The organism is Mycetocola zhujimingii, from assembly GCF_003065425.1.
GTDB lineage: Bacteria > Actinomycetota > Actinomycetes > Actinomycetales > Microbacteriaceae > Mycetocola_A > Mycetocola_A zhujimingii.
Window position 1 is genome coordinate 585,383 of record NZ_CP026949.1, and the last position, 19,372, is coordinate 604,754.

Below are 19,372 nucleotides of genomic sequence, written 5' to 3' on the forward strand. Positions count from 1 at the left end.
TACGTGGTGGGACGGGGTAGCGCGGCTCGAGCGCTGCACATCCAGCGTTGCGCTGCAGAAGCTTCTGCCGCGGAACGGAAGTAGCTGCAGCGGTGGGTGGGCGGGCGCTCGCCACGCGCGCCGGCTATCGCGCGTCGGCCTCGCGCCTCGCGGCATCCGCCTGGTCTGTGCCGTCCGCACCCTCGGCACCCTCGGCACCCTCGGCACCCTCGGCACCCTCGGCACCCTCCGCCGGGCGCTGCGCCCTCGCCGCCGCGATCGCCGCCCGCCCCGACGGCAGCAGCACGGCGACCGTCATCACGAGAATCGTCACCACCCCGGCGATGATGAGCAGCGTGTGCACACTGATCACGTCGGCGAGCGGCCCGAACACCGTCATGCCGATCGGGGTGGCCAGCGCCATCACGATGCCGACATAGCTGAAGACGCGCCCGTGCATCTCGGGCTGCACCGTCTCTTGCACGAGAGTCATGAACGGTGCGGAGAACAGTGGAACGAGCAGGCCGAACGCAAACATGAACCCATAGAACAGCCACAGGTCGGGCGCGAGCCCGAGAGCGATGGTGAACACCGCGAAACCGAACGTCGCGAACAGGATGAGCGGCATCCGACCGAACTTCGCCAGCACCGTCGCCACCAGAACGCCGCCGAGAATCATGCCAACGCTGAACGCGATCTCGAGCACCGTCACCATCCACACCTCTGTTCCGAAGGTGCGCGCGATCAGCAGCGGCGTGATGAACGAGGGCGCAACGGTGAGCAGGAAGATGATGGCGAAGACACCGAGCAGCCAGCGAACTACCCGGTGCTGCCAGATGTAGAGCATCCCCTCGACCAGGTCTTCGCGGTAGCTCGTGGTCTTCGAGGCAATCGACGCGAGCGTCGGCACCGAAACGAAGGCGAGGAAACCGACGCCGATCACGGCGGTGACGACGTCGATAAAGAACACCGGAACGATGCCCCAGAGCCCGAAGACGGCACCAGCGGCCGCGGGCGCGAGCAGCGCCATCGCCGACTGGATCGACCCGAAGAGCCCGTTCACCCGCATCAGGTTCTCGGCCGGCACGATCTGCGGGATCATCGCCTGCACCGCGGGGGTCTGGAACCCCGCCCCGATCGATCGCGCTCCGACAGCGAGCAGAATCACCCACAGGTCGGTGATGCCGTTGAACATCGCTAGCGCGAGCACCAGCGTCACCGCCGCAATCGTGCTGTCGGCGATAATCACGAGCACGCGCCGGTTCATCCGGTCGGCAACGACGCCGCCGAAGATCGACACAATGCCCTGCGGCAGGAACGCGGCGAGGGCATAGAGAGCGATCGCAAAGCCCGACTGGGTGGCAAAAGTGACGTACCACATCACCGCGTACTGCACGATCATCGATCCGAACAGCGAGATGGTCTGGCCGCTGAGAAAGAGTGAAACATTCCGTTTCCAGTGCGCGGGCACAGCGGATGCCTCGGCGCCGGTTGCGAGGACGTCGTCGGCTGAGGATGAGGTTGGCTCGGAATTCACCGGTTAAGGCTACGCGCCGCCGCCGACATGGGCCACCCGTCGTGACTGCCATCAAAGACCAACTTCGCGCCACATTCCTCGCCTCTCGCTGCAATTGATCGATATGGTCGAACTTGATCAATATCAATCACGTCATGTCGGATGTGATGGCAGCGTGAGAAGGAGGGTCGCCGTGATTCAACAGGGCCGACTCAATGTCGTACTCGAGCTCGTCGGTGAACGGGGCAACGTGTCGATCGCCGAGGTCAGTCAGGCGCTCGGCGTCTCAACGGCGACGGTACGCCGCGACCTCAACGCGCTCGCCGAGCAGGGCCTCGTGACCCGCACCCACGGCGGTGCATCCGCACTCGGCTCGGCGTACGAGCTCCCGCTCCAGTACAAGATCGCGCGCCAGGCCGAGGCCAAGGTCGCGATCGCCAGGGCCGTCGCCGACCTCATCGAACCGGGGGAGTCCGTCGGCCTGAACGGCGGCACGACAACGAGCGAGGTCGCACGGATGCTCGGACGGAGCGAGCGGCTCCGCGTCGGACCCGACAAGGTCGGCGTCACAATCGTCACCAACGCCCTCAACATTGCCTATGAGATGTCGGTGCGCGACCACATCAAAATCGTGGTCACCGGCGGTTTCCCGCGCCGCCAGTCATACGAGCTGGTCGGTCCGCTCGTCGGCGCGGCACTGCGCGGCTTCAGCCTCAACACCGCGGTCCTCGGCGTTGACGGGCTCAGCGCCGCATTCGGCGCGACGACCATTCACGAGGGAGAAGCGGATGCCAGCAGCGAAATCGCCGCCGTCGCCCAGCGTGTGATCGTGGCCGCGGACTCAACCAAGCTCGGGCGAAGCACCTTCGCGAGAATCCGCCCGATGAACGAGATCGACATCCTCGTGACGGATGCCGAAGTGTCGCCGGGGTTTGCCGCGGACCTCGCCGCGGCTGGTGTCGAGCTCGTCGTGGCGGCACCCGCCGAGGCGGGCGAAGCGGATGGACCCGGGCCGACGTCGAGTGACGCGGACTGACCCGGGCCGACGTCGAGTGACGCGGACTGACCCGGCGGGGCACGACGGTGCAACGTCTCGCTCCGGCGAGAGCGGCGTGAGTCCGACCCCGAGGAAGCGGTGCAGGCCCCGCCCGACACCGCTGACATCGCAGCACCGCACTGTCGCAGTGTTACGGCCAGGTAAATAAGAGCAACCGATCCTTCCCCAGCGCGGAGAGCAGCACTACTGTGCTGTTTTGTGATCATTTCTACATCAAACGTGACAAAGTCGCGCAGCATGGTGCAAGATGGCAGAAGACACAACGAAGTGGACTCCAGCAGATGAATCTCAGCTCAACCCCCGGCGGCATCCGCAGCGATAGCGCCCGCGATAACGCCGGTGGTAACCCCGGCGGCAACACCGGTACAGACGCCAGCGGCACGGTCGGCAACACCGACGCCGAGCTGGCAGTCGCCGTCATCGGAACCGGCGCCCGCAGTGTGATCGCACACCACGTCGCCGAGGCTCGTCCCGGTGCGCGCGTGGTCGCCGCCGTCGACACCACCGAGCCTGGCCGCGAGCGGGCACGCTCCCTCTTCCCCGACGCGACGGCGTACTCATCGCTCGACGAGCTCATCGCCGCCGGCGGAATCGACGCGGCGATCGTCACCACCCCGGACCACACCCACGAGAACATCGCTGTCGCCCTGCTCGAGGCCGGCATTGCCGTCTACCTCGAGAAACCGCTTGCCATCTCGCTCGAGGGAGCCGATCGGGTACTCACGACAGCGGCCGAGACGGGCACCCCGCTGTACGTCGGCCACAACTTCCGTCACTCCGGCGTGGTCCGGGTGATGCGCGAGATCATCGAACGCGGCGAGATCGGCGAGGTTAAGGCCGTCTGGGTCCGCCACTTCGTCGGCAACGGCGGCGACTACTACTTCAAGGACTGGCACGCCGACCGATCCAAAACCGGAACCCTCCTGCTGCAGAAGGCCAGCCACGACATCGACATCGTCCACTACCTCGCCTCCGGGTATACCCGCCGCGTCGTCGGCATGGGCGACCTCATGGTCTACGGCGACATCACCGACCGCCGGGAGCGCCCGGGCGAGGTCATGGAGGACTGGTTCTCGCTCGACAACTGGCCCCCGGCCGCGCAGACCGGACTCAACCCCGTTGTCGACGTCGAAGACGTCTCGATGATGCTCATGACCCTCGACAACGGTGTGCAGGCAAGCTACCAGCAGTGCCACTTCACCCCCGACTACTGGCGCAACTACACGGTCATCGGCACCGAGGGTCGCCTCGAGAACTTCGGTGACACCGCGGGCGGCACCGTCAAGGTCTGGAACCGCCGCCACGAGTGGCAGGAGGCGGGAGACGCCGAGTACCCGATCGAGGGCGTCGCGAGCGGCCACGCGGATGCCGATCTCCTCACGATGACAGAATTCCTGGCCCACGTGCTCGACGGCGCTCCCACCATCGTGTCGCCCATCGCCGCGCGTGAAGCCGTCGCTGCCGGGTCGCTGGCCGCGGCATCCCTCCGTGCCGGCTCCACCCCCATGACCGTCCCGGACCTGGCGCCGGCGGTTCTCTCCCACTTCACCTCCCGCACCGCTGACTTGCACCAACCGACAATCACAACAGACGCGCCACCCAGTGAAAGGACCCCCTCATGACCTCGTCCACCCCCTCCGCCCGGCGGTTGACCGCCGGAGTGGCCGCAGCCATGGGCCTCATGCTCGCGGTCAGCGGCTGCAGCTCGGATGCCGGAACCAGCGACAGCGGCGAATACGGCGCCCCCGATAAAGACCTGAAGGCATCCATCACCTACGGGCTGTGGGACAAGAACCAGGTGTCCGCGATCGAAGAGAACATCGACGCGTTCAACGAGCTCTACCCGAACATCGAAGTGAACGTCAACGTGACGCCGTACTCCGAGTACTGGACCAAGCTGCAGACGCAGGGTTCGAGCAAGACGCTTCCCGACGTGTTCTGGATGAACGGCCCGAACATCGGCCTGTACGCCTCCAACGGACTGCTCGAGCCGATCGCCGGGGCTGTTGACGCCGGTGACATCGAGCTGTCGAACTACCCGGAGTCGCTCGTCGACCTCTACAACGTCGGCGACGAGCAGTACGGCGTGCCGAAGGACTTCGACACGATCGGCGTCTGGACCAACAAGGCACTGTTCGAACAGGCCGGGGTCGAACTGCCGAGCGAGGACTGGACCTGGGATGACTTCCAGACCGCGGCCACCGAGATCTCGACCGCACTCGCGGGCGAGGGCATCTACGGTGCCGCCGGCGGCATGGACGGCCAGACCACCTACTACAACACGATCTTCCAGGCCGGCGGCTCGGTCATCGATGGTGACACCTCCGGGTACGCCTCGGAAGGATCGCAGGCCGGCATCCAGTTCTGGAGCGACCTCATCGCGAGCGGCGGTTCACCGTCCATCCAGCAGCTGACCGACACCACGGCAGACCAGTGGTTCACCTCGGGCAAGCTCGCCATGTACTGGGGCGGCAGCTGGTTCCGCTCGGCACTGACCGACCTCCCCTTCGCCGGTGACATCACGGCTCTTCCGCTGCCCGCCGGCGAGGAGCAGGCCACGGTCATCCACGGTGTCTCGAACGTCGTCTCCGCAGACTCCAAGAACAAGCAGGCTGCCCAGGCGTTCCAGGTCTTCCTCGCCAGCGAAGAAGCCCAGCAGCAGCAGGGTGACGCCGGCGCGATGATCCCGGCATTCACCGGAACACAGGATGCCTTCACGCAGTCGATGCCTGACGCCAACCTGCAGATCTTCCTCGACGCGGTCGAATACTCGAAGCCCCTCCCGGTGAGCAACAACTCTGCAGTCTGGAACGCCCTCGAGACCGAACTGCTGCCGCAGGCGTTCTCCGGTGAGCGCCCGACCGCTGAGGTCACCGCGGAACTCGCCGAGCAGATGGATGCGGCTCTCGCCGAGGAGTAACCAGTGACAACCGAAACGCACACTCCCGGCTCGCCCGCCCTGACCCGCACGGGTCGGGCGGCGCGAGCCGGGAGGGGCGCCCCGCCCCAGCCACCGCGGCGTCGCTTCGCCGGTGACGGCATCTGGCCGTGGCTCTTCCTCGCCCCTCTGGTCGGCGGGATCTCGGTGTTCTACTTCTGGCCGATCCTCCAGACCGCGTTCTACTCGCTCACCGACTGGGGAGCATTCGGCGGGTGGGACTTCGCCGGATTCGAGAACTACGTCGCCCTGTTCGCCGACCCGGCGCTGTACCTCTCCTTCGGCAACACCCTGCTGTACACGGGCATCGTGATGCTCGGCATCCCGATCGCTGTCTTCCTCGCCAGCCTGCTGAACCTGCCAGGCCTCCGCTTCGCGTCGCTGTACCGGGTGCTGTTCTTTCTCCCGTATGTGGCGATGCCGACGGCGGTCGCGATGGTCTGGCGCATCATCTTCAACGGCGACTTCGGACTCTTGAACTATGGACTCGGTTTTCTCGGCATCGACGGGCCGTACTGGATCAGCACGCCCGGTGCCGCAACGGTTGCTGTCGCGATCGTCGGCCTGTGGTCGTCACTCGGGTTCGCGATGATCGTGCTCGCCGCTGGTCTCAAAAGCATCCCGCCCGAAATGTATGAGGCATCCGAACTCGACGGAGCAACCAGGTGGCGGCAGTTCCGCTCGATCACCGTCCCGTTGCTCACGCCGAGCATCTTCTTCATCTCGATCGTCACGATCATCTCGAGCTTCCAGGTGTTCGACCTTCTCTACGCCATCCTCGGCAGCTCCAACCCGGTCCTGCCCAAGAGCATGTCGCTCGTCTACTTCTTCTATCGCGAGGGTTTCGTGAACAACGACAAGGGTTACGCGGCGGCGATCGCCATGGTGATCTTCGTCATCATCGGAATCGTGACCGCGATCCAGTTCCGCTTGCAGAAACGGTGGGTCCAGGTTGACTGAGGCAGTCGCATCCGTTCGGGTTCCTCCCGCGGCGAGGAGCTCAGCGCCGACCCCGCGTCGTCGCACTCGCCATCGCGGCGGGTCGCACGTGTTCGCGCACATCATCCTCGGTGGCGGCGGGCTGCTGATGGCCTTCCCCTTCGTCTGGCAGATCATCATGTCGCTGTCGACGAACGCAGAGGTGCAGAGCGTCACACCGGTGTTCTGGCCGGCGGAGCGGCAGTGGCAGAACTACGCCGCCGTGTTCACGCGACTTCCGTTCCTGGAACAGCTGACGACGTCGGTGGTGATCACCGTGATCCGCACGGTCGCCCAGATCCTGTTCTGCACCCTCGCCGGGTATGCGTTCGCGCGCATGCGGTTCCGGGGGAGGGGCATCCTGCTCGCGCTCGTTCTCTCGATTCTGATGGTGCCGTCGCAGGTGTACCTGCTGTCGCAGTACCAGATCGTGCAGAACCTCGGCCTGCTCAACACGCTCGGCGGCCTGGTGCTGCCCGGCCTGTTCAGCGCGTTCGGCACCTTCCTGATGCGCACCGCGTTCCTCGCGATGCCGACCGAGCTCGAAGAAGCGGCCCGTCTCGACGGCGCGAACCCGTTCCAGATCTTCTGGAAGGTCATGCTGCCGCTGGCCGGCCCGACGATCAGCGTGCTCGCGATCACCACCGTGCTGTGGTCGTGGAACGAGCTGCTCTGGCCGCTCGTTGTCACCACATTCAGCGACCGGATGCCGTTGTCGGCGGGGCTCGCAACGCTCATCGGCGACCGCACCACCGACTACCCGGTCGTGATGGCAGCGAGCCTGCTCGCCATGGCACCCGTGTTGATCATGTTCATTGTTTTGCAGCGCCGTGTTATCGACGGCCTCGCGTCCAGCGGGCTCAAGTAACCGGCATCCCTCACGCCTTTTCCGTTCCACACAAAGCATCATCCGACTGAAGGAGATCCACCGTGCAACAAAGGAAAAATCGCAAGAGATTCGTACCGATCGGAATCGCGCTGGCGGGGATAGCGGCGTTAGCCATTCCGTCTGCCGCCGTCGCGGCCCCCGGGGACGTCACGGTTCAATACGAAGAAAGTGCGGGGGTCATCGCCAACCCCGAGCGCGGGTTCTATGACCACACCGAAACGCACTACCGGGCCGACGGTTCCGGTTATGTGCCGCTGAACCGTGCGGAAATCGAGGCGTTCCGCACCGAGGGTGTCACCCAGATCCTCCGGGTGTTCTACCTCGAGAAGTTCGTCAACACCCCGACGCTTGACCCCGAGTTCCTCGCCCTCGTCCAGGCCGACTACGACACGGCGCGCGAGGCTGGCATCTCGGTGATCACCCGGTTCGCTTACGTGCAGGGCGGCGCCTGGCCATACGAGCCGCCGCACGGTGACGCACCGCTCGACATCGTTCTCGCGCACATCGAGCAGCTCACCCCGATTCTGCGGGCGAACGCGGATGTCATTCCCGTCGTTCAGAACGGACTCATCGGCCTCTGGGGCGAGGGTTATTACACCGACCACTTTGTCGCAGACCCCGCCAACCCCGGCGTTGTCACTGAGGAGGACTGGGCCAATCGCTCTGCGGTGACCGACGCACTGCTCGAGGCGCTGCCCGCCGACAGGTCGGTCCAGGTACGCACGATGCTCTCGAAGCAGAAACTTCTCGACGTTCCGACCGGCGCCGCGGGAGCGATCACTCCCGCGCAGGCGCACGACGGCAGCGATATCTCCCGTGTCGGGCATCACAACGACTGCTTCCTCGCGGCGCCAGATGACTGGGGAACGTTCCTGTCCGACCCGATCGAACTCGACCAGGAGTACCTCGAGGCCGACAGCAAGTACGTGCCGATCGGTGGTGAGACCTGCAACGTCAACCCGCCGCGCTCCGAGTGGGCGAGCGCATCGGCTGAGATGGCGCGCTACAACTACAGCTACCTCAACCGCGACTACAACAAGGACGTGCTCAACACGTGGGGTGCAGAGGGCATCGAAGAGACAGCCCAACGTCTGGGCTACCGTTTCGTGATGACCGAGAGCACGCTCTCGGCGGATGATGGCGGCGCGACCCAGATCTCGGTCGACGTTCGCAACGACGGCTGGGCGGCTCCGTACAACCCGAGGACAGCTGTTCTGGTTCTCGAGGGCGACATGGGCCGCTTCGAAGTGCCGTTCGACGGCAACGACGATGCGCGCCTGTGGATGCCTGGTACGACCACAACGCTCACCGCGTCATTCGCCGGCATTCCTGACGGGGAGTACCGGGCGTACCTCGCTCTTCCAGCGGGAGATGCCGGCACGAGTGTGGACGCCCCCCTGGCCATTCAGGCCGTGAGCGACGACCCGCGGTTCGCCATCCAGACCGCGAACGTCGACACCTGGGATCCGGCCACGGGTCTCAACGCGCTCGGCCAGACGGTGACGATCGGTGCTGCGGCGCCGGTGGTCACGCCTGCTCCCGTGGACCCTGCGGACCCCGCGCCTGAGGTGCCCGCCCCGGCCGCCCCCGGCGCCGCTCCGGGCAACGTCGCTCCGGTGGTGAGCGGTGATGACACGACGGATGCCCGTGACCCGCTGGCCAACACCGGTAGCGAGTCCAGCCCGCTCGGCCTCGCTGTCGCTGCGGCGGTCGCGATGCTGATCGGCACCGGTGCGCTCGTCGCGCTCCGTCGCCGACAGAGCCAGCTCAGCTAGGCCGGCGCTCGCCGAGACGCCGAACGGGCACCGGATGTCGCCATCCGGTGCCCGTTCGTGTGTGAATCTGTTGCTTAGACGGTGGTGTAGCCGCCGTCGACCAGCACGTAGGCGCCGGTCATGAAGCTTGCCTTGTCTGACAGCAGGAACGCTGCGACGTTGGCGATCTCCTCGGGACGGCCGAGGCGTCCGAGCGGGTGCTTGCCCTTGAGTCCCTCGAGCATCTCGGCGGGAGCGGCTTCGAGCAGCGGGGTGTCGATGTAGCCGGGGCCGACGGCGTTGATGCGCAGTCCCTGTGCTCCGTACTCGGCAGCGGCGTTCTTGGTGAGGCCGACAACCGCGTGCTTCGAGGCGGTGTATGCCGAGGAGCCGAGGGCAGCGACGGCGCCGTGGATCGAGGCCATGTTGACGATGCCGCCTTCGGCCGCACCGGACTCGAGGATGGCGGGGATCTGGTACCGCATACCGAACAGCACACCGTTGAGGTTGATGCCGATGACGCGCTCCCAGTTCTCGAGGTCGGTGTCACCGGTCAGGGCGGGGGCGCCACCGATGCCGGCGTTGTTCACCGCGTAGTTAAGGGCACCGAAGGTCTCGATGGCGAAGTCGACGGCCTTCTTGCTGTCTTCAGCGATCATCGTGTTCGACTGGAACGGAACAGCGGTTCCGCCAGCGGCGGTGATCTCGTCAGCGACGCGGGTCGCGCTCTCGAGGTTGATGTCAGCGACGACAACCTTGGCGCCATTGCTGGCGAGTTCCTTGCTGATCGCTTCGCCGATGCCGGAGCCGCCACCGGTGACGAGTGCGGACTTTCCTTCAAAATTTCCCATTGTGTTTCCTTGCTCGGGACCAAGTCCCGCATTTCTGGATAGGGGCGGTCCTTCCGGACCGTCTAGAGGCATAACGACCTCCGAGGTCAGCCTATTTCATCACTCTGCATAGACCTCCCAGCAATAAGTGAGCAAACCTTCCATTTCGACGGTGTCGTGCGCCCCGGCAGCGCGCCGAGTGTCATCCGCCTCTGGCCGGTATCCGGCCATGGCACTGTCATGGTGCCGACGCCGAGTGCGTTGCCACACGACCAGGAGGCGACAATGCCGAACACCCCATCCAGCGCCTCAGCGGCGCAGCCGCCGACGGCCGCCCGTGACACCGGGCTAGTGGCCGCACTCCTCATCCTCTCGGTGTCCACGGGCATCCTCGACGGCGTGAGTTATCACGCGCTCGACCAGGTGTTCACCGGCAACATGACGGGCAACGTCTTGTTCGTCGGGTTCGCGCTCGGTGGGCAGCAGGAGCTTCCGGTCATCAACCTCCTCGTCGCCCTGCTCGCCTTCGTGCTCGGCGTGATCGTCGCTGCCCGGGTGCTCAGGATTCGGCCGACGCGCGATCGGGTCCCGCGCGCGACCACCGTGATGCTGGCGTGTGGGACCGCCGCCACCCTCGCGATCGGAGTGGGCTGGGGATGGATCGAGCCGCTCGATTCAACCGGAATCCTGCTGGTCACCGGCGTGCTCGCCTTTTTTCTTGGCGCGCAGGCATCCGCCCTCAAGCCTGTCGGCATCCGCGACATCAGCACCGTCGTCGTCACGATGACCATCGTGAACCTCGCCAGTGACGGTTGGTTTGTCGGCAAGAACGACCCGCACTGGTTGCGCAAGCTGCTCGCGATTCTCGCTATGGCGCTCGGTGCGTATGTGGGTGCCGCGCTGTACTTCTCGTTCGGTGCGGCGGTGGCGACGTGCGCCGGGGGAGTCGTGATGGGGTGCGGAGCTGTCGTGCTCAGGGTGGTGTCAAACCGGTTAGCGCGGTCAGGCATCCGTCAGTCGCGCATATAGAGAGGCGTGTTCTCACTCATGGCGACGTCCGTTTCTTGCGGCCTAATCGAACTGCACAACCACCGTCGTTCCGTGCCCGACTCGGGACCGCACATCGATGGTGCCCTGGTGTTCCGCGACAACCTGCTTGACCAGCGAGAGACCCAGCCCCATCCCGCCGATAGCGGATGCCGTGGCGTTCGACGCGCGGAAGAAGCGGTCGAAAATGTGGGGAAGGTCTTCCTCGGGGATGCCGATTCCTGCATCGCTGGCCGTGAGGCGGCATCCGTGCTCGTCCGATTCGACCGAAAGCGTCAGCTTCCCGCCCAGCGGTGAGAACTTCACGGCATTGTGGACGATACTGCTGATCGCCTGTTCGAGGCGATCGGTGTTGCCGAGAACGATGGCGTGCGCATCGGCCGTGACAGTGCAGGTCAGATTCCTGTCTTCCATCGCGACCCGAAGATCGGCGGCGACAGCGACCAGCAGCTGACCGAGTGCGACGGGCGTCGCTTCGTGAGTGTCATCCGTGCCGACACGTGAGACGTCGACGACCTCGTTGACCAGGGCGCTGAGGAGGTGGGCGTTGCGTTCTACGATGGCGACCATGCCGCCAATATCAGGGGGGAGGCTCGCGTCGTCGCGAATGAGTTCGAGGTAACCGGTGATGGACGTGAGCGGGGTGCGCAACTCGTGGCTGATTGTGGAGATGATGTCGCGGTGCGTCTTGTTCATTCGCGCGGAGTAGCGGGAGGCGTGACGGAGTGTGACGACCAGGTGGCTCTGCAACAGGCTGGCACCCGCGCTCAGGGCCATCGACTGTAGGGCCCCGAGTTCACTTGGCGACCATGTTCGGGGTGTGCGGCTGCCGATCCAGACGAGCCCGGTGGCCGACTCTCCCTGTCCGATGGGCACGAGCACTCCGGTAGCGGCGTCCAGTTTCGATGCCCAGGGCGCGAGCATTGTGCGCACGGGAGAGCCAGCCCATTCCGCCTGCGGATCAGTGATGAGCATCGAGGCGGTTGCCCAGAGCGAATTTGCCAGGGCGCGAAGCACCGGTTGGCTGTCGGCAAGCTCCACGTCGGGGGAGATCGCCACCGTCGGCCAGAATGCCGCCACCCGCGGCAACTGCCCATTATCGAAGGTGACGGCCATCGCGTAGTCCGTCGCGAGAACGTCGCCCAGTCCCGTGACGAGCGCGTGCGCGATGTCGTCCGGGTCGATGGACGCCAGCACTGTCGACGAGACCGCGCGAGCGCGCTGACGCAGAGTGTCGGCATGACTCGCCATCTCTTTTCGGGTCTGGCTCCGCCGAATCAGCACTCGCGCCCGAAACAGCAATTCGCTGTGAGCGTCGGCGGCGCTCACCGTGTCAGCGCTGCGAAGCAGCGCGAAGAGGTGCTCGTCAAGAGGGGCGTCGTCGATACGGATGACGACCACCGGCACGTCATCGTCGCTCGCGCGCTCCCCGGTGAGTTGCATCGCTTGCTGAATCGCGTGGTGATCGCGCATTGCCGCGTCGGAGCCCGCGATAACAAAGAGGTCCGGCACTTTCTCGGCCAGCGAAACGGATGCCTCCGCGGCGTCACGCGCGTGCGTCACCTCCGCACCTGCCTCTGTGAGACGGCGGACCACGTCGTCTGCCCACTCCTCATCCGGGGCGACGACCAGCGCGCGCCCGATTGCTGTCACGACCGGCCCGGCCTCAGGTGCGTTCAACTGACCCGCTCCGCCCCGAGAAGTGCGGCGCTCGCGACCCAGCCCTCCTGACCTGCACGTTCATCAGTCACCGTGATGCCTTCCAGCGGACCAGTCGACGCGCGGCTGCCGCACGTGTTGATTTACGCATGGTGATTCTCTCTTGTTCGGTAGACCGGCTAACCCGTGGGTCCCGTGCCTTTGCGCCGCCGACTTACGTCGGGTTTGCCGTTATCGGTGAGGATGATTCAGCGCAGCCAAGGGAGATCGGTGCCGCTGTCCCCCGAGACGCATACTTCAGCACCCGAAAACTAACACGAGTAGTTTGATCGTCAAGTTACTTTGTCGTCAACGAACCCAAATCACCCCTTCACTGGGTGTGCAAGGCCCCTGCCGCCGGTTGCCGGGTGGATAAAGATAGGGGAGGGGATTTTGGGGAACGTGAAGGACGAAGCAGATGGCGTTACCGGACACCAACGCTCGATTCGAGCTCACGTCGACTCGCGACCTGGCTCTCGGGTTGCGGGACCTCGTTCTGAACGGATTGGCGTTCCAACAGGTCCGGGCGGCACACCTCGGCCTGAGTCCAACTGACCTCACAGCGCTTGAGCATGTCTATCTTGCTGGGCCGCTCACCCCGGGTGATCTGGCCACCAGGCTGGGCCTCACATCGGGTTCCATCACGCCTCTCGTCGACCGTATCCAGGCTGGTGGGTATCTCCTTCGGGACGTGAACCCCGATGACCGGCGGAGCTCGCTGGTAAAAACGACACCGGCGGGAGAGTCCGCGATGAAACAGTTCTTTGAGGAGGTTGACGCCGTAGTTCGCGACGCGCTGGATGAAGCACCGGGTATCGCAAATACGACGATGAACGACGCCTTTCAGAAGACCGCGCACGCGCTGAAGGCGCACACCGCAAAGTAGACGATGGTGCCGCCCGGCCGCGAGGGCACTTGTCACCATCGGTTAGGCCGATCAAACCGGGTGAAGGCCTCCGGAGCACGGTTGTAACGCGATCGGCCAATTGGGCCAGCCCTCGAAACCGGGGCGTTACACCCCTGCAACACGGGGCTGTGAGCATCGGACTCACGCCGCAGAATGCGTCGTCACGGCGCATCCTGCGTCTCGATTCCTTGCCTGCCCCGAGAGGAAAACCTTGAGTCAGCCATCACGGCCCCGATTCCGAAAATTCGTTCTGCTGCCGGGAGCGATGGTGGCTGTTGCGGCCACCAGCCTCGGTGGCCTCACCGTCGCGACAGCGGCACCGTCAGACACCACAGGACTGAACTTTCTCGCTCCCTTCTATATAGAGGCAGATCTCACCGGTGATGATGCCGTCGATGAGGTGGATATCGCAAAGATCATGGCCGCACTCGGCAGTACGAGCGCGGATCCAGCGTGGTCGGGTGTGAGCGCCGCCGACTTCGACGGCAACGAAACGATCACCCTCACCGACGTCGCCCAGCTGAGCCAGCGTGCCCTCTACGACGACGGTCCGTTCTCCGCGGTCGAGGCGAGCACGATCGACGCGCAGAAGGCGATGAACGCCGGTGTGATCAGCGCCGTCTCGCTGACAAAGATGTACCTCGACCGGATCGCAGCGTACGACGACCAGGGCGAGAAGCTCAACTCGATCATCTCGGTCAACGAGCGCGCGCTCGAGATTGCTGCCCAGCTGGATGCGGAGCGTGCCGCCGGCGGTCCGCGCAGCATGCTTCACGGCATCCCCGTGATCGCGAAAGACAACTACAACACTGTCGACATGCCGACGACGGCCGGGTGTACCTGCCTGAAGAACAACCAGACGGATGCCGACAGCCAGATGGTCGAGCAGATGCGCGCTGACGGGGCGGTCATTTTGGCGAAGGCCAACCTCGACGAGTTTGCGTTCAACCTCAGCACCGACAGCTCGCTCGGCGGACCGACCATGAGCCCGTACGTCCGCAACCAGAACGCGGGCGGATCCAGCGGAGGAACCGGCGCATCCATCGCCGCGAACCTCGGCATCATCGGACTCGGCACGGACACCGGCGGATCGATCCGGGTGCCGTCGTCGTTCAACCAGCTCGTTGGCGTACGGCCGACGGTTGGCCTCGCCAGCCGTGACGGGATCATCCCGCTCGCGCTGTCGCAGGACACCGGTGGCCCGATGACCCGCACGGTTGCCGACGCGGCGATCGCGCTCGACTCGGTTGTCGGGTTCGACCCGGAAGACGCCATCACCGCCGAGTCGACCGGCAATATCCCCGGCACGTACACCTCGAGCCTTGACGACTCGAGCCTCGAGGGCGCGCGGATCGGTTACGTTCCGTCGATTGTCGGCACGAACCCCGCTGTGCTTCGCCTGTTCAACCAGGCGAAGGCCGACCTCGAAGCGCAGGGCGCGACGGTCGTTGAGATGGTGATCCCCAACCTCTCGACCGTTCAGAACTACTCGAGCGGAAGCACCAACGAGTTCAAGCACGACGTCAACGAGTACCTCGCCAAGTTCGTCACCGACCCAGACGTACCGTACGAGACGCTCGCCGAGATCATCGCCGCGAACGACTACCAGTACCCCTCGCGCACCAGCACGTACAACGCTCGTGAGCGCGTGACGGAGGAGCAGTACCAGGCCTGGATCACGCAGCACAACGCTGAAATCGCCAATGGAGAGTCGATCCTCACCGGGGCAATGGACTCGTACAACGTGTCGGCGATGATCTACCCGACGACGACCGGCCAGTACAACGCCGGCGCCAACAACCGCCTCAGCCCGTACGGCGGCATGCCGGCGGTCACCGTTCCGATGGGCATGTCGTCGACCGCGATCGACGGAAGCACCATCGACGGAGCCCCATCGAACATCGAGTTCCTCGGCCGGTCTTACGCCGAGCCAACACTGCTCGGGTTCGCGTACGACTACGAGCAGGCCACGAAGCACCGCACCTCGCCGTCCCTCTTCCCGGAATTGGTGGGTTGAGCCATGGCGACGATACGGCGAGTGCAACAACAGACAGAACTGAAAGGTAACGAGTCCATGTCATCAGCGCGGAGCATCCGTCGACGAGCACCATTCGCGGGTACGGCGTTCGCCGCGATGGTGGGCGGCCTGGTTCTGGCCGCGCCGCTGTCGGCGACGGCAGCTCCGAGCGTCGCGACCTTCACGGTTGCGGTGTCGGATGCCACGGTGCAGGTCGGCGAGACCGTCGACGTCACGGTGTCGGTCACGGGAGCGGTCGACGTGTACGCATATGAGCTCGCCCTGGGCTTCGACCCGGCGGTGCTCGAGTATGTCGACGGCAGTGCGCAGACCCCGGTGTCGGGAGTCGGGGCCGCGACCGTCGAGGGCAGCGAACTGCAATACGTGCACACCAAGCTCGGTACGTCACCGAGCGCGACCGGTGACCTGACGCTCGCGACCCTGTCGTTCGAGGCGATCGACGCGGGCGAGGTGACGCTCGCGCTCGACGCAGAACTGGTCGGGGCGGATGCCGTGTCGCTCGTCGTCACGGATGCCGCGTCGGCCGTGGTCGAGGTTCTGGCTCCGCCCGCGCCAGCGGCACCGCCGTCGGCTGCTCCGGCGGCTCCCGTAACGCCGGGCGGTCCCGCGGGGGAAGACGCCGACCCCGTTTCCGGACCGGGCCGAGACATCCTGTCGGGTACCGGCGCTGACCTCGCGGCGTGGCCGTTTGTCGGTGCGGGCGCTGCGCTCCTGCTCGGCGCGCTGCTCGTCTTCGGGGTGCGGCGGAAGCGGGCCAGCCAGGTCTGAGCCAGCTCGCCTCTGGCGCCGGATAATCCCCGCCGCTGACGAGAAACTCATAAGAGAAAGGCAATTGCCGTGGGCGAGGCGCAACTCGCCCACGGCAATTGCTATGTCGCTGCGAAGGGCACGCGAGTCAGCGGTGACAACCTGGCCCGTCCCCCAGAGCGGGGGGAGAAATCCTGAATGCACCGACCGGTGCGATAGCGTTCTGTCGTCAGGGCTCTCCTCTGGCCTGCCCGGGAGACATCGATCATGAACCACAACAGAGACAGCCTCCAGATGGATGGAGTCGCTGGCGGGATTGATGAGTCTCGTGCGTCCAGACGGGCTGCATTCGGCGCAGTCGATGTCGACTCCGACCGTGACGACAGGTTCAAGCTGACCTTGCCGTTTGAGAGCGCAGGCGCCACGGCCCGCGTTGGAGACGCAGCCTCCGCCTCTGTCGTCACTCCTGGGCTGGCGACTCTTCGCCTTGACGATGGTGCTGACGTCAGCGCCCGAATAGCCCGACAGGAGCGGATCTCACGCCCGGTCGCCCCGACCTACCTGCCCGGCACCAAACAGAGACGGCCGCGCAGCGTACTGACGCTGGTCATCTCGCTCGTCGCAGCACTGGCCCTCGTCGTGGCGGGAGTTCTTTTCTCGGTCAAGAGTCTGGGAGCGGCGGAGGAACAGACGGCAATTAACGGTGCTGGGGGCTTTCGGACTGCACTACTGGCAAACTTTGCCGACATTAATCCGCCGCCGCTCGCATCCGTGATTTGAAGTTCATCCGCAGAGGGGTCTTTTGGCCCTATTCGAGACGCGGATCTGCCGTGTCGAAACGCGCGCGTCTCATGAGAGATGTGCAAAACTGAACCGATCTGCCGAATAGGCAGCTGTATTTGGGGGTACTTGTTGGAGCTCAAGGACTACGTAAGAATCCTGCACAAGAGCTGGATTCTTATCCTCGCCTGCGTATTGCTGGGTGTTGGCGTCGCGGCGGCCGCATCACTGGCGATGGCCCCGAAGTACCAGTCGACGACAGAGCTTTATGTTTCTGTGCGAGCCGCCGAAGGTGCCGCCACGGGGGATCTCGTGCAGGGCACAAGCTTTGCGCGCCAGGCGGTCACGTCGTACGTGGACGTCGTGAACAGTGCGCTCGTGCTTGACCAGGTCATCGAAGAACTCGACCTCGACATGACAGCGCAAGAGCTTGCCCCGTTGGTTGAGGCGACCTCGCCGCTGAACACGGTGCTGATCAACGTGACCGTGACGAGCACTGACCCTGTCACAGCGACCGACATCGCGAACTCGGTGGGTGCAACCTTCGCTGACGTCGTCACCACGCAACTGGAGAAGCCCGCGGGTGAGACCGCGAGTCCGGTGCGGATTGAGACAATTCAGCCTGCGGTCATCCCCGTCGAGCCGTCGAGCCCGAACGTGAGACTCAATATCATCCTGGGCCTGTTGGTCGGCCTCGTCATCGGGCTCGCCGTTGCCGTGTTGCGAAGCGTACTCGACACCCGGGTTCACAGCTCGCGTGACATCGAGCTGGTGACTCCGGCGCCCATTCTCGGCGGTATAACTTTCGACCCAGAAGCAAAGAAACGGCCCCTTGTCGTTCACGCTGACCCGCGCAGTCCCCGGGCTGAATCCTTCCGGAGTCTCCGCACCAACCTCCAGTTCGTCAACCTCGATGCGGGCCCACGAAGCTTTGTCATCACCAGTTCGATACCCGGAGAAGGCAAGAGCACGACCGCCGCGAACCTGGCCATTGCCTTGGCGGAAACCGGCGCCTCGGTTGCCCTCATCGACGGTGATTTGCGCCTGCCACGCGTTGCCCACTACATGGGTGTAGAGGGGGGAGTAGGGCTCACCGATGTGTTGATTGGGCGTGCCGAGCTCGCGGACGTGCTCCAGAAGTGGGGTCGTGGCAACCTGTACGTCCTGCCGAGCGGCCGCGTTCCCCCGAACCCCAGCGAGCTGTTGGGCTCGGCAGCGATGAAGCGCCTGCTCGATGCGCTTACTGACCAGTTCGATGTTGTCCTGATCGATGCTCCACCGCTGCTTCTCGTGACCGACGCAGCCGTCGTGTCCAAACTCGCGGGCGGGGCAATCGTGGTCGCTGCATCCGGGCGCACCAGGAAGAACGAACTGAGTGCAGCCGTCCGTACGCTCGAGAGCATCGGAAGCCACCTCGCGGGAGTCGTGGTTACCATGCTCCCGACCAAGGGTCCGGATTCGTACGCCTACGGTCAGTACAGCTACGGAAAGTTTGAAGAAACCGAAAGTGCTTCGGATGACGGACTCGGCGAGAAGACGGGTCGAAAGAAACGAGGACCCAAGGACGCGCGCAATCGCCGGTCCCTTCGTGAAGTAGGGGCTGAGTAGCCCGTGACGCCCTTCAGGATATTGACCGTCTGCTCGGGAAACATCTGCCGGTCGCCGTTGGCGGAACAGCTCCTGCGCGCAGGCTTGAGCGCGTACCCCGGGGTAACTGTTGCCAGTGCTGGAACCGTCGGCCTGAGCGGCGAGCCCATGGATGCGCGGGCACTCACGTTGGCTACCAGCCTCGGGGTGACTGATGCGGAAGCTCACGTCGCGCGCGAACTCACGGAAATCGACATCCGTGACGCTGATGTCATCTTCGCGATGGCGCGCGAACACCGCAGAGCGATTGTGCAACTGCACCCGAGGGCCGCGCGCTATACCTTCACGATCCGTGAGTTCGCGCGCATCGCTGCCGAAATCACCGACGCCGACCTGACGGACGTTGCGATTCTGCCGCCAGACGACCTCGCCGGGCGCTTTGCGTCCGCCGTCGCAACTTGTGCGGCACTGCGAGGGGTTGTGGCCCCCGCGCTTAGCCCCGACGACGATGACGTGGTAGATCCCTATCGACGCCATGACGACGTGTATGTCCGTACCGGCCACGAATTGGTTCCAGCCGTTGCGAGCACCGTCGACCTGTTCCACCGCGCCGCCACGGTCATCTAG

Annotated in this window: 16 protein-coding genes and 1 riboswitch; of the genes, 13 read left to right on the top strand and 3 right to left on the bottom strand. The window is 64.9% G+C overall.

What is annotated here, in order from left to right; genetic code table 11:
• Window positions 1-124: 124 nt before the first annotated feature.
• A complete protein-coding gene (locus C3E77_RS02770; RefSeq protein WP_108390239.1) occupies window positions 125-1,516 on the bottom strand; it encodes an MFS transporter in 1,392 nt (463 codons plus the stop codon).
• Window positions 1,517-1,688: 172 nt separating this feature from the next.
• On the opposite strand from C3E77_RS02770, the gene C3E77_RS02775 reads away from it, so the two are divergent.
• The 6 genes from C3E77_RS02775 (at window position 1,689) to C3E77_RS02800 (ending at window position 9,132) form a co-directional block, all read left to right on the top strand.
• Window positions 1,689-2,531 carry a DeoR/GlpR family DNA-binding transcription regulator gene (locus C3E77_RS02775; protein WP_108390240.1) on the top strand — a complete coding sequence of 281 codons (843 nt, stop codon included), beginning with the start codon at window positions 1,689-1,691 and terminating at the stop codon, window positions 2,529-2,531.
• 302 nt (window positions 2,532-2,833) lie between these two features.
• Window positions 2,834-4,174 carry a Gfo/Idh/MocA family protein gene (locus C3E77_RS02780; RefSeq protein ID WP_108390241.1) on the top strand — a complete coding sequence of 447 codons (1,341 nt, stop codon included), beginning with the start codon at window positions 2,834-2,836 and terminating at the stop codon, window positions 4,172-4,174.
• Window positions 4,171-5,472, top strand: a complete 1,302-nt coding sequence (locus tag C3E77_RS02785) for an ABC transporter substrate-binding protein (RefSeq protein ID WP_108390242.1) — start codon at window positions 4,171-4,173, stop codon at window positions 5,470-5,472. The genes C3E77_RS02780 and C3E77_RS02785 overlap by 4 nt, the downstream gene beginning before the upstream one ends.
• A gap of 3 nt (window positions 5,473-5,475) precedes the next feature.
• A complete protein-coding gene (locus tag C3E77_RS02790) occupies window positions 5,476-6,450 on the top strand; it encodes a carbohydrate ABC transporter permease (protein ID WP_108390243.1) in 975 nt (324 codons plus the stop codon).
• On the top strand, window positions 6,443-7,336 hold the full coding sequence (locus C3E77_RS02795) for a carbohydrate ABC transporter permease (RefSeq protein WP_234031265.1): 894 nt from the start codon (window positions 6,443-6,445) through the stop codon (window positions 7,334-7,336). Before C3E77_RS02790 ends, C3E77_RS02795 begins: the two co-directional genes overlap by 8 nt.
• Window positions 7,337-7,398: 62 nt before the next feature.
• Entirely contained in the window at window positions 7,399-9,132 is a 1,734-nt protein-coding gene (locus C3E77_RS02800; protein WP_120694489.1) for a DUF4832 domain-containing protein, read from the top strand.
• Window positions 9,133-9,206: 74 nt separating this feature from the next.
• Here C3E77_RS02800 and C3E77_RS02805 read toward each other — a convergent pair whose 3' ends face one another.
• Window positions 9,207-9,962: an SDR family NAD(P)-dependent oxidoreductase gene (locus tag C3E77_RS02805; protein WP_108390244.1), complete on the bottom strand. Its 756-nt coding sequence runs from the start codon at window positions 9,960-9,962 to the stop codon at window positions 9,207-9,209.
• 264 nt (window positions 9,963-10,226) lie between these two features.
• Here C3E77_RS02805 and C3E77_RS02810 point away from each other — a divergent pair, with 264 nt between their 5' ends.
• Window positions 10,227-10,970 carry a YoaK family protein gene (locus C3E77_RS02810; protein ID WP_158270271.1) on the top strand — a complete coding sequence of 248 codons (744 nt, stop codon included), beginning with the start codon at window positions 10,227-10,229 and terminating at the stop codon, window positions 10,968-10,970.
• A 42-nt stretch (window positions 10,971-11,012) separates the two neighbouring features.
• On the opposite strand, the gene C3E77_RS02815 is transcribed toward C3E77_RS02810, so the two are convergent.
• The gene (locus C3E77_RS02815) at window positions 11,013-12,668 is read right to left on the bottom strand and encodes an ATP-binding protein (RefSeq protein ID WP_108390246.1); all 1,656 of its coding nucleotides are present in this window, start codon (window positions 12,666-12,668) and stop codon (window positions 11,013-11,015) included.
• 145 nt (window positions 12,669-12,813) lie between these two features.
• Window positions 12,814-12,887: riboswitch (cyclic di-GMP riboswitch) on the bottom strand.
• Window positions 12,888-13,104: 217 nt separating this feature from the next.
• On the opposite strand from C3E77_RS02815, the gene C3E77_RS02820 reads away from it, so the two are divergent.
• The 6 genes from C3E77_RS02820 (at window position 13,105) to C3E77_RS02845 (ending at window position 19,372) form a co-directional block, all read left to right on the top strand.
• Window positions 13,105-13,572, top strand: coding sequence for a MarR family winged helix-turn-helix transcriptional regulator (locus tag C3E77_RS02820; RefSeq protein WP_108390247.1), 468 nt, complete (start codon window positions 13,105-13,107; stop codon window positions 13,570-13,572).
• A gap of 232 nt (window positions 13,573-13,804) precedes the next feature.
• Window positions 13,805-15,610 carry an amidase family protein gene (locus C3E77_RS02825; protein ID WP_234031266.1) on the top strand — a complete coding sequence of 602 codons (1,806 nt, stop codon included), beginning with the start codon at window positions 13,805-13,807 and terminating at the stop codon, window positions 15,608-15,610.
• A 57-nt stretch (window positions 15,611-15,667) separates the two neighbouring features.
• Complete coding sequence (locus C3E77_RS02830; RefSeq protein ID WP_162924892.1) at window positions 15,668-16,399, top strand: cohesin domain-containing protein; 732 nt, start codon at window positions 15,668-15,670, stop codon at window positions 16,397-16,399.
• Between the two features lie 246 nt (window positions 16,400-16,645).
• Entirely contained in the window at window positions 16,646-17,158 is a 513-nt protein-coding gene (locus C3E77_RS02835; protein ID WP_162924893.1) for a hypothetical protein, read from the top strand.
• Between the two features lie 132 nt (window positions 17,159-17,290).
• Window positions 17,291-18,766 carry a tyrosine-protein kinase domain-containing protein gene (locus tag C3E77_RS02840; RefSeq protein WP_108390251.1) on the top strand — a complete coding sequence of 492 codons (1,476 nt, stop codon included), beginning with the start codon at window positions 17,291-17,293 and terminating at the stop codon, window positions 18,764-18,766.
• Window positions 18,767-18,769: 3 nt separating this feature from the next.
• Window positions 18,770-19,372, top strand: a complete 603-nt coding sequence (locus tag C3E77_RS02845; RefSeq protein ID WP_198412185.1) for an arsenate reductase/protein-tyrosine-phosphatase family protein — start codon at window positions 18,770-18,772, stop codon at window positions 19,370-19,372.

Bases quoted from the DNA above. Each gene is read 5' to 3' on its own strand.
- C3E77_RS02780 (WP_108390241.1), top strand. From the start codon at position 2,834: ATGAATCTCAGCTCAACCCCCGGCGGCATCCGCAGCGATAGCGCCCGC.
- C3E77_RS02785 (WP_108390242.1), top strand. From the start codon at position 4,171: ATGACCTCGTCCACCCCCTCCGCCCGGCGGTTGACCGCCGGAGTGGCC.
- C3E77_RS02805 (WP_108390244.1), bottom strand. From the start codon at position 9,962: ATGGGAAATTTTGAAGGAAAGTCCGCACTCGTCACCGGTGGCGGCTCC.
- C3E77_RS02810 (WP_158270271.1), top strand. From the start codon at position 10,227: ATGCCGAACACCCCATCCAGCGCCTCAGCGGCGCAGCCGCCGACGGCC.
- C3E77_RS02820 (WP_108390247.1), top strand. From the start codon at position 13,105: ATGGCGTTACCGGACACCAACGCTCGATTCGAGCTCACGTCGACTCGC.
- C3E77_RS02830 (WP_162924892.1), top strand. From the start codon at position 15,668: ATGTCATCAGCGCGGAGCATCCGTCGACGAGCACCATTCGCGGGTACG.
- C3E77_RS02835 (WP_162924893.1), top strand. From the start codon at position 16,646: ATGAACCACAACAGAGACAGCCTCCAGATGGATGGAGTCGCTGGCGGG.